Annotated in this window: 9 protein-coding genes and 1 pseudogene; 4 read left to right on the top strand and 6 right to left on the bottom strand. The window is 67.7% G+C overall.

Annotated features, from left to right (window positions below; translation table 11 throughout):
* A pseudogene (locus ACFPN9_RS08545) lies at positions 1-389 on the top strand (hypothetical protein); the annotation flags it as partial.
* 8 nt (positions 390-397) lie between these two features.
* Here ACFPN9_RS08545 and ligD read toward each other — a convergent pair.
* From ligD to ACFPN9_RS08530, 3 genes are read right to left on the bottom strand one after another with little or no spacing between them, the layout of a single operon-like run.
* Positions 398-3,046, bottom strand: coding sequence for a DNA ligase D (ligD, locus tag ACFPN9_RS08540; RefSeq protein ID WP_066733697.1), 2,649 nt, complete (start codon positions 3,044-3,046; stop codon positions 398-400).
* Positions 3,047-3,065: 19 nt separating this feature from the next.
* Positions 3,066-3,971: a non-homologous end joining protein Ku gene (gene ku / locus ACFPN9_RS08535; RefSeq protein WP_066733699.1), complete on the bottom strand. Its 906-nt coding sequence runs from the start codon at positions 3,969-3,971 to the stop codon at positions 3,066-3,068.
* Positions 3,971-4,195 (bottom strand): hypothetical protein, encoded by a 225-nt coding sequence (locus tag ACFPN9_RS08530; RefSeq protein ID WP_066733702.1) that lies wholly within the window; start codon positions 4,193-4,195, stop codon positions 3,971-3,973. Before ACFPN9_RS08530 ends, ku begins: the two co-directional genes overlap by 1 nt.
* Before the next feature lie 226 nt (positions 4,196-4,421).
* Here ACFPN9_RS08530 and rpsO point away from each other — a divergent pair, with 226 nt between their 5' ends.
* The 3 genes from rpsO (at position 4,422) to ACFPN9_RS08515 (ending at position 7,945) form a co-directional block, all read left to right on the top strand.
* Complete coding sequence (gene rpsO / locus ACFPN9_RS08525) at positions 4,422-4,691, top strand: 30S ribosomal protein S15 (protein ID WP_066733778.1); 270 nt, start codon at positions 4,422-4,424, stop codon at positions 4,689-4,691.
* Between the two features lie 252 nt (positions 4,692-4,943).
* On the top strand, positions 4,944-7,112 hold the full coding sequence (pnp, locus tag ACFPN9_RS08520) for a polyribonucleotide nucleotidyltransferase (RefSeq protein WP_066733704.1): 2,169 nt from the start codon (positions 4,944-4,946) through the stop codon (positions 7,110-7,112).
* Positions 7,113-7,309: 197 nt separating this feature from the next.
* Positions 7,310-7,945 carry a pyridoxamine 5'-phosphate oxidase family protein gene (locus ACFPN9_RS08515; RefSeq protein WP_066733705.1) on the top strand — a complete coding sequence of 212 codons (636 nt, stop codon included), beginning with the start codon at positions 7,310-7,312 and terminating at the stop codon, positions 7,943-7,945.
* A gap of 191 nt (positions 7,946-8,136) precedes the next feature.
* Here ACFPN9_RS08515 and ACFPN9_RS08510 read toward each other — a convergent pair whose 3' ends face one another.
* The 3 genes from ACFPN9_RS08510 to ACFPN9_RS08500 all read right to left on the bottom strand — a co-directional run bounded on the left by ACFPN9_RS08510 (position 8,137) and on the right by ACFPN9_RS08500 (position 10,167).
* Entirely contained in the window at positions 8,137-9,135 is a 999-nt protein-coding gene (locus tag ACFPN9_RS08510) for an adenosine kinase (RefSeq protein ID WP_066733712.1), read from the bottom strand.
* A gap of 85 nt (positions 9,136-9,220) precedes the next feature.
* Positions 9,221-9,607 (bottom strand): helix-turn-helix domain-containing protein, encoded by a 387-nt coding sequence (locus ACFPN9_RS08505; RefSeq protein WP_066733713.1) that lies wholly within the window; start codon positions 9,605-9,607, stop codon positions 9,221-9,223.
* Entirely contained in the window at positions 9,604-10,167 is a 564-nt protein-coding gene (locus tag ACFPN9_RS08500) for a Smr/MutS family protein (RefSeq protein WP_066733716.1), read from the bottom strand. The genes ACFPN9_RS08505 and ACFPN9_RS08500 overlap by 4 nt, the downstream gene beginning before the upstream one ends.
* Between the last annotated feature and the right edge of the window lies 1 nt (position 10,168).

Genomic DNA, 10,168 nt, shown 5'->3' with positions numbered 1-10,168 from the left:
CCGACATCTCGGCGGCCTCGGGCGAGCAGGCCAACGGCATCGACGAGATGAGCCAGGCGGTCGCCCATCTCGACGAGATGACCCAGCAGAACGCGGCGCTGGCCGAACAGAGCGCGGCCTCCGCCGGCTCGCTCTCCAACCGCATCGGTCAGCTCAACGACCTCGTCGCGGCGTTCCGGACAGGGCCGGAGGGCGCCTCCGTCGGCCAGACAGCGGCCCCGGCCTCGACCGAGCCCGCCCGGCTGCGCCAGCTCGCCGAAGCCGCCTTCGCCCAGACCAAGGCCCAGGCGCCGCGTCCGGCGCCCCGACCCGCGCCTGCGCCGGCTCCGGCCCCGGCGAAGAAGGTCGCCAACAGCCGCGCCAGCGATGCCGGCTGGGAAGAGTTTTGAAGCGAGGTTCAGCCCTTCCCCGTCAGGGGGCGGGCTGAATCGAAGAAGCCGGCCCAGAGATCGGCCGGCGGCCCATCCCGCAGCACGGCCCCGGCGCTGAAGGCGTCGGGGGCGGTGGTCGCCAGATCGTCCCAGGCGATCGGCACCGCCACCGGCGCGCCGGCGCGGGCGCGGGTCGAATAGGGCGCGATCGCGGTCGAGCCGCGGCCATTGCGCAGGTAGTCGACGAAGATCTTCCCCTTGCGCGCTTTCTTCGACAGCGTCGCGGTAAAGCGCGACGGCTCGCTGCCGGCCAGGGCCTGGGCGAAATCGCGTGCGAAGCCCTTGACCCGGTCCCAGCCGGCGCGAGCCTTCAGCGGCATCACGACGTGATAGCCCTTCCCGCCCGAGGTCTTGAGCAGGCTGTCGAAGCCGACCTCCTTCAGGCGGTCGCGAACGGTCAGTGCCGCCTCGCGGACGCGTTCCAGCGGCACGCCCGCATCCGGATCGAGATCGAAGATGATCTGGTCCGGCGTTTCGACGGCTTCGACCGTCGCGCCCCAGAGGTGAATCTCGACCGTGCCGAGCTGGACCAGCGCCGCCAACCCGTCGAAATCGCGGATGAAGAGGAGTTCCTCGCCATCCTTGTCGCGGATCCGGTGGATCGTCTCGGGCATGCCCGGCATGGCGTGTTTCTGGAAGAAGGAATGGCCACCAATGCCGTTCGGCGCCCGGACGAGGCTCAGCGGCCTGTCGATGACATGCGGCGCCATCACCGGCCAGACCGTGGCGTAGTAGTCGAGCAGATCCTGCTTGGTAAAACCGATATCGGGCCAGAGCGGCTTGTCGGGGCTGCTCAACGTCACGGAGGTGGTGGCTTTCGGCGCGACGGACCGGCCAGCGGCTTTCGCCGGCTTGCGTTTCGCCTTGGCCGAACCACTCCTCGAACGGGTCTTCGCCCTGGGCGCCGGCTCTTCGTCCGCAAGCGCCTCCATCGGCTGTTCTGCGACCACATCCTCAGCCGGCTTGTCTTCGCGCAGGCCGAGGAAGCTGGCATGGCGCAGCGTCTTCGAGCGGGTCCAGGCGCCGAACTCGACCTCGGCGACGAGATCTGGCTTCACCCAGACGATGCCTTTTTCGCGGCCGGCTGCGCCCTCGAAGGGCGAGGATTCGCTCCGGAGTGCATCGAGGCGCTTTTTGAGCGCGGCTGCCGAGGCGCGAGTGAAGCCGGTGCCGACGCGGCCCGCCGGCTTCAGCGCCCCGCCCTCGTGATAGGCGACGACGATCGAACCCAGCTCACGGCCCGAGCCCTTGGAGGGCACATAGCCGGCGATGACGAATTCCTGCCGCAGCGTGCATTTCGACTTCACCCAATCGCGCCCGCGGCCGCTGCGATAGGGCGCATCGGCGCGCTTGGAGATGACGCCTTCGAGCCCCATGCGGCAGGCATGGCGCAGCATGGTCTGCCCCGGCTCGATAAAGTGCTCGCTGTAGCGCAGCGGGCCGGTCTCGTCGGCCCCGCGAAACAGATCCTCGAGCCGCCCCTTGCGCGCGAGCAGCGGGTCGGCGCGCAGATCCTGCCCATCGAGATGCAGCAGATCGAATCCGAAGAAGACCAGCGCGCCGGTCGCTCCCTCCGACAGCGCTTCCTGAAGGGCGCCGAAAGAGGAGACGCCGCTGTCACTGAGCGCGACCACCTCGCCGTCGATCAGTGCCGTCGCGCAGGGCAGATCGGCCAGGGCCTTTGACAGCGTCGCGCCGAAACGCTCCGTCCAGTCCAACCCCGAGCGGGTGAGGAGGCGCACGGCGCCATGATCGATGCGCGCCTGCAGGCGGTAGCCGTCGAACTTGACCTCGTGGAGCCAGCGCTCGCCGGCCGGCGGCTTCTCCTGCAGCGTCGCCAGGCAGGGCGGCACGAAATCCGGCAGGGCATCGCGCTGCGGCGCCTTGGCGGTCTTGCGAGCAGCTTTGGATTTCGCGGCCCTTGGGGTCTTCGAACCCTGCTTAGCCGGCGGCTGCCGGCCGGCTTCGCTGACGTCGTTCGTGCCCGGCCGCTTGGTCTTGCCCCAGACCCTCGGCTTGGGCGCCCGGCCGGCGGCGATGTCCTCGATGCTCAGGCCCGACGCAACCGAATGGGGCGCGGTTTCGAGGATGTCCTCGTCCTGACGCGCGGCGGCGTCATCGACCTTGATCAGCAGCCAGTTGTCGCGCTTCTCGCCGCGGCGGGGCTTCAGGCGAACCAGATGCCACTGCCCGGCGAGCTTGTGGCCCTCCAGCATGAAGGAGAGATGGCCCTTCTCAAGGCCGAAGGCGGGATCGCCCTCCGGCACCCAGCGCCCCTCGTCCCAGACGATGACGGACCCGGCGCCATATTGTCCCTCGGGAATCGTGCCTTCGAAGCTGCCATATTCGAGCGGATGATCCTCGACATGAACGGCGAGCCGCTTCTCGTCGGGATCGAGGCTCGGGCCCCGCGTCACTGTCCAAGACCAGAGCACGCCGTCATGCTCGAGCCGGAGATCGTAATGCAGGCGGCGGGCGGCGTGCTTGTGGACGACGAAGGCGCCGCCATGGGCCTTGCGCGCCTGGGCCTTGCCCGACTTGCTCTGCGGCGCCCCTTCCGGCTCGCCGGTTCGGGTGAAGTCCCGCTTGGCACGGTAGAGGTCGAGGCCAGCCATTTGAGGCGCTCCCGGTCGCTCAGGCGCTCTTCTTCGTTCTGGCAGCCTTCGTGGATGATCTGGCGCTGGCGGACGATTTCGCGGCCGCCGGCTTGCCTGCAGCCTTCCCGCCCTTGCCCGGAGCGGGCTTGCCGGCGCCGGCGCCTTCATCTCCCGCCAGGCTCTTCTTCAACGCCTCGAACAGGTTGACGACATTGGCGGGCTTTTCGGCCGCCTGGACCACGGGCGGCTTCTTGCCCTTCTGCTTGGCCTGGATGAGCTCCAGCAGGGCGCTCTCATAGCGGTCCTCGAAGCCCGAAGGGTCGAAGGCCGCCCGCTTCTTGTCGATGATGTGGGTGGCGAGGTCGATCAGCTCGGAGTCGATCTTCGGCTTGCCCAGATCGCCGAAGATCTCGTCTGGCTTCCGGACGGTCTTGTCGTAGCGCAGCGTCGTCAGCAGCAGACCCTTGTCGAAGGGCTCGATCATGACCGGCCGCTCGCGGCGATAGAGCACGATGCGGGCGATGCCGGCCTTCTTCTGCCGCGCCATCGCCTCGCGGATCACTGCGAAGGCCTCTTCCGAGACCTCGTCGGAGGGGGTCACGTAATAGGGCGTGTCGAAATAGATCTGCGGGATGTCGGCGCGATCGACGAAATGCTCGATCGAGAGGGTGTGCGAGGATTCGATCTGGACGGCGTCGATCTCGTCCTCCTCGACCAGCAGATATTCGTCGTCGCCGATCTCGTAGCCCTTGACCTCGTCATCGTCCTCGACCGGCTTGCCGGTGACGCCATCGACATATTGCCGCTTCACGGTGTTGCCGGTCTTGCGGTTGATGATGCGAAAGGAGACCTTCTCGCTGTGATCGGTGGTGCCGGTCAGTTCGACCGCGCAGGAGACGAGTGAGAGCTTGAGATAGCCCTTCCAGGCGGGACGCGGCGCCATCAGGCGGCCCTCGCCGCGAGATGCGGCCGGCGGGACAGCGCCTCGGCGCGCAGGAGATCCTCCCGCGAGGGGGCCGGAACGGGGTCTTCCAGGATCGCGAGCAGGACCTCCCGGTCGAGCTGGCCATTGGCGACGACGGCGGCCAGCGCCTCGCGCGTCTCGCGCTCCGCCCGCAGCTGCGCCGCGAGCGCCAGGATGAGCCTGTCCTTGTCCGAATTCCGCATGACGCAACACCTGCCCGTGGACCCGACTCGTGCAACGGGCGGCCCTCTGTGAGGTTCCACCGGGCGCGCTGGCATTTCCCGCGATTTCGTGTATACCGCCCGCAACCGGCCTCTCCGGCCGGCTGCGCGACCCCTCCCCGATGAGGCGGATCGCGGGCTTCGGACCCTGCTGGACGACATCCCGGCTGCGGCCCGCCAGATCAACACCCAACCGAAGGATCAGACGATGTCGATCACTGCCGAGCGCAAGACCGCGCTCCTGAAGGAATATGCCACCAAGCCGAACGACACCGGTTCGCCGGAAGTGCAGGTCGCGATCCTCACGGAGCGCATCAACAACCTGACCGGCCATTTCAAGTCCCACACCAAGGACAACCACTCGCGTCGCGGCCTGCTCAAGCTGGTCTCGCAGCGTCGTTCGCTGCTCGACTATCTGAAGGGCAAGAACGAGGGTCGCTACAAGACCCTGATCGAGAAGCTCGGCATCCGCCGCTGATCGAGTAGCCGAAACGCCCGGTGCGAATCCCTCGCTCCGGGCGCTTGCTTAAGGGGCCTGCCGCAATGGTGCGGCGATCGCCCCCTTCCAACGCGGCGGCCGCATGGGCGTCCCCCGCATGACCCGCCGGGCGGCTTTCCGTCCATGGCAGGATCGCCGAGCGCTTGGACGCATCGTCCGGACGAGCGCTTCGCCGTCTTGCCCATGGGCAAAGGCGCGAAGGCGGGTCGCATCCGATCCGAAAGATATCTCATGTTCGATGTACAGACCGAAGAACTGATCTGGGGCGGGCGCAAGCTCGTGCTCGAAACCGGCAAGATCGCCCGCCAGGCCGACGCCGCCGTCCTCGCTACCTATGGCGAGACCGTCGTGCTCGCGACCGTGGTTTCCGCCAAGTCGCCGAAGCCGGGAATCGACTTCTTCCCGCTGACCGTGAACTACCAGGAAAAGACCTTCGCCGCCGGCCGCATCCCGGGCGGCTATTTCAAGCGCGAAGGCCGCCCGACCGAGAAGGAGACGCTGGTCTCCCGCCTGATCGACCGTCCGATCCGCCCGCTCTTCGTCGAGGGCTACCGCAACGAGACGCAGGTCGTCTGCACCGTGCTGCAGCATGACCTCGAGAACGACCCCGACATCGTCGCGATGGTCGCCACCTCCGCCGCCCTGACGCTCTCCGGCGTGCCCTTCATGGGCCCGGTCGGCGCGGCCCGCGTCGGCTATGCCGATGGCGCCTACAAGCTGAACCCGCTGATCGACGAGGTGAAGGAGTCGCAGCTCGATCTCGTCGTCGCCGGCACGCAGGACGCGGTGCTGATGGTCGAGTCCGAGGCCAAGCAGCTCTCGGAAGAGATCATGCTCGGCGCCGTGATGTTCGGCCACAAGCACTTCCAGCCGGTCATCGAGGCGATCATCCGCCTGGCCGAGAAGGCCGCCAAGGAGCCGCGCGACTTCACCCCGGCGGACGATTCCGTCGTGCTCGAGGCCGTGCTGAAGCTGGTCGATGCCGATCTGCGCGCCGCCTACAAGATCACCACCAAGGCCGAGCGCTACAAGGCGCTGGACGCCGCCAAGGCGAAAGTCCAGGCGCTGGTGTCGGACACGCCGGACGGCGTCAGCACCTTCTCCAAGGAGCAGGTCGCGGGCCAGTTCAAGGAGGCCCAGGCCAAGGTCGTGCGCTGGACCATCCTCGACGATGGCGTGCGCATCGACGGCCGCGACCTGAAGACGGTCCGCAAGATCGTCTCCGAGGCCGGCATCCTGCCGCGCACCCATGGCTCGGCGCTGTTCACCCGCGGCGAGACGCAGGCGCTGGTCGTGACCACGCTCGGCACCGGCGACGACGAGCAGTTCATCGACTCGCTGGAAGGCACCTACAAGGAGACCTTCCTGCTGCACTACAACTTCCCCCCCTATTCGGTGGGTGAAGCCGGCCGCATGGGTTCGCCCGGCCGCCGCGAGATCGGCCATGGCAAGCTCGCCTGGCGCGCCATCCGTCCGATGCTGCCGGCGAAGTCGGAGTTCCCCTACACGATCCGCGTCGTCTCGGAGATCACCGAGTCGAACGGCTCCTCCTCGATGGCCACCGTCTGCGGCACCTCGCTGGCGCTGATGGACGCCGGTGTGCCGCTCAAGGCGCCGGTCGCGGGCATCGCCATGGGCCTGATCCTGGAGGGCGAGCGCTTCGCGGTGCTCTCCGACATCCTGGGTGACGAGGACCACCTCGGCGACATGGACTTCAAGGTGGCCGGCACGGCCGAGGGCATCACCTCGCTGCAGATGGACATCAAGATCGCCGGCATCACCGAGGAGATCATGAAGGTCGCCCTCGACCAGGCCAAGGGCGGTCGCGACCACATCCTCGGCGAGATGAACAAGGCGCTGTCGGCCTCGCGCGGTCAGCTCGGCGAGTATGCGCCGCGCATCGAGACGATGAAGATCCCGGTCGACAAGATCCGCGAAGTCATCGGCTCCGGCGGCAAGGTCATCCGCGAGATCGTCGAGAAGACCGGCGCGAAGGTCAACATCGAGGACGACGGCACCATCAAGATCGCCTCGGCCGACGGCAAGTCGATCGAAGCCGCGATCAAGTGGATCAAGTCGATCGTCTCCGAGGCCGAGCCGGGCATGATCTATGATGGCACGGTCGTGAAGATCATGGAGTTCGGCGCCTTCGTGAACTTCTTCGGCGCCAAGGACGGCCTGGTCCACATCTCGGAGCTGGCCGCCCAGCGCGTCCAGAAGGTCTCGGACGTCGTCAAGGAAGGCGACAAGGTCAAGGTCAAGTTCCTCGGTCAGGACGAGCGCGGCAAGATCCGCCTCTCGATGAAGGTCGTCGACCAGCAGACCGGCGAGGACATCACCGAGAAGCTCAAGGCCCAGCGCGACGCCGAGAAGAGCCGCGAGAAGCAGTCGGCCGAGTAAGCCGCAGCCCTTCACGCGATTCACGTGAAACGGGAAGCCCCGCATCATCCGATGCGGGGCTTTTTCGTTACCAGCCCCTAGAGCCCAGAAATCGCTGCGCCTTGCTGACAGATTGCCAGAATTGTCACCGCCACGCTGGCCGCTATAGCCCGATCGTCATAGTCTAGACTTATCGGATGCTGCTCCCGGAACCTGACATGACCGCCCACGCCATCACCTCGCTCGACCAGCTCGCGGCGCTTTATCCCAACCCGGTCGCGCCGGCGTCGATCCACAAGGAGATCGATCATGTCGACGCGAACTATGCCGCGCTGATCGCCGCCTCGCCCTTTTTCGTGCTGGCGACCAACGGTCCGGAGGGCCTGGATTGTTCACCGCGTGGAGATCAGCCGGGCTTTGTCACGGTCCGGGACGCGAAAACGCTGCTGATTCCAGACCGAAAAGGCAATAACCGTCTGGATTCGTTGAAGAATATCCTGTTCGACCCGCGAATCGGAATGCTCTTCCTGATCCCCGGATACGGCGAGACCCTGCGCGTCAACGGCGTCGCGACCCTTTCCGACGACCCTGAGTTGTGCGGGCGCTTCGCGATGGCCGGAAAGCTTCCGGCCTGCGTCATCGTGGTCACGGTGGAAAGCGTCTACTTCCAATGCTCGCGCGCGATCGTCCGGGCGGAGCTGTGGAACGCGGCCAGGCATGTCGACAAGCCCAGCGTGCCGAGCGCCGGCACGATCCTGCGGGACATCACGGCGCGCCATGCGGCGATCGAGACCTTCGACGGCGAGGCCTATGACAAGGCGCTGCCGGAGCGGGTCAGGGCGACGCTGTATTGAGGGGTGCGGGATCCCCTCTCCTGTAAGGAGAGGGGTAGGGGAGAGGTGTCGGCCCTGGGGCCGTTTGCACGGGGTGCTTCAGAGGAACGGCTGTGAGGCGGCGGCCCAGGCGTCAAACGGACGACCCCTCACCCTGCCCTCTCCCTACGGGAGAGGGTTCCCCGCGCTGGACTCGCAGCGCGGCCGAGCTTTCAGAGCAGCCCTTCGTTCCCCGCCAGCACCTTCAGGTTCACGTCCGGCCTTGCGCCGACATGGCTGATGATCTCGGCCGCGGCGAGCGCGCCGAGCCGCAGCGAGTCACGCACCTCGCGGCCCGAGGTCAGGCCGAAGAGGAAGCCGGCGGCGAAGAGATCGCCCGCGCCGGTGGCATCGACGACGCGCTCGATCGGGAACACCGGCTCCTCGATCACGCCCTCGGGGGTGACCGCCAGCGCGCCCTTCTCCGAGCGGGTAACGACGGCGAGGATGTTCTCCTGGCGCAGCGCCGCCAGCGCGTCCTCGAAGGCCGCGGCCTGGTAGAGGCTCTTCAGCTCGTGCTCGTTGGCGAAGACGATGTCGACCATGCGGTTGCGGATCAGCCCGACGAACTCGTCGCGGTAGCGGTCGACGCAGAAGGAATCCGAGAGGGTGATCGCGACCTTGCCGCCAGCCTTGTGGGCGATCTCGGACGCCTTGCGGAACGCGTCCTTGGCCGCCGGCGGATCCCAGAGATAACCCTCGAGATAGATGATGTCGGCATTCTCGACCGCCTTCGCATCGACATCGGCGACGCCGAGGCCCTGGCAGGCGCCGAGATAGGTGTTCATCGTGCGCTCGCCATCGGGCGTGACGATGATGAAGGAACGGGCGGTGGCGGGGCCCTCGGTCGCAGCCGGAGTGTCGAAGGCGACGCCGAGCGAGGTCAGGTCATGGCGATAGAGCTTGCCGAGCTCGTCGGCCTTGACCTTGCCGATGAAGGCGCCCTTGCCGCCGAAGGAGGCGAGACCGGCGATGGTGTTGGCGGCCGAGCCGCCCGAGATGACCTTGCCCGGTCCCATGGCGGCGTAGAGGGATTCGGCACGCGCCTCGTCGATCAGCGCCATCGCGCCCTTGGTCAGGCCATGCTTCGCCAGGAAGTCCTCTTCCGCCGCCGCGATGACGTCGACGATGGCGTTTCCGAGGGCGAGAACGTCGGTGCGCGTGCTGGTCATGGAAAGCCTGTTGCTGTGCGAGAAGAGGATGTCGGAAGGGAATGTTGAAGACTGGCCGGGCCTGTCGCATCCATGGCCGTGCGGGTCAAGGCACGTCCCCCGCACGGCCGCGCCGGGCCGCGGCCTCGTCGAGGACCGTACAGAGCCGCGTCAGATCTTCCGGATCGAGCAGGCCGATCTCTCGTGAGAGGCGGTTGGCCAGCAGCGTCGCCTCGGGATCGAGCCCCGCGGTATCGACCGTCACCCGCGGATGGGAGAGATCGGCGAGGCGCACCAGCTCGTCCGCCTCGTCCCAGATCACCCCAAGGACATGGATGACGCCCTGGATCAGGGTGAAGGTCGGGCGGCCGCGCTTGCCGTGCTCGAGGGCCGAGAGATAGGCCGGCGTGACGCCGAGCACGCCCGCCATTTCGGCGAGCGTGATGCCGCGCTCCTCCCGCAGTTCCCTGACGCGCCGACCGAAGGGCGTCACGGTCCCGCCTCACGCGCCCGGCGCAGACGGACATAGAGCGCGCCCGAGCCGCCATGGCGCTGCTGCGCTTCCTCGAAGCCGACGACGAGCGGGCGCAGATCGGGCAGGCGCAGCCAGTGCGGCACGACCCGGCGCAGCACCCCGCGCTCATCGCCGAAGAGGGCTGTTCCGGCCGCGCCCTTGCCGGTCACGACGAGCGCCAGGCGGGTGCCGCGCCCCTGCTCGCGACGCAGGAAGGCGCGCAGGGCCAGATGCGCCTCGTCCTGCCGCATGCCATGGAGATCGATGACGGCCTCGACGCCCTGCTGGCCGCGCCGGAGCTGGGTCCGCAAACGGTTCTCCAGCGGTGCCAGCGGCGGCGGGGCAGGCTTGGGGGCGGGAGGACGGCCCAGGGCGACGCCCGGCGCGGGCTGCGGTTCCTCGGGCATGATCGGCGGGGCAACCGGCATGGGTTCCGGTTCGATCGGGGCGCGGCCCGGCAGCGGCGTGACGGAGCGCGCGACCTGGCGCCAGAGCGCGAGATCGGCTTCCGACAATGTCCGCCCCCGCCGCGACCGCATG

Origin of the sequence: Allobosea massiliensis, assembly GCF_042655245.1 — a bacterium.
GTDB lineage: Bacteria > Pseudomonadota > Alphaproteobacteria > Rhizobiales > Beijerinckiaceae > Allobosea > Allobosea massiliensis.
The sequence above is the reverse complement of the archived record's forward strand: the minus strand, read 5'-3'. Positions and strand labels throughout refer to the sequence as shown.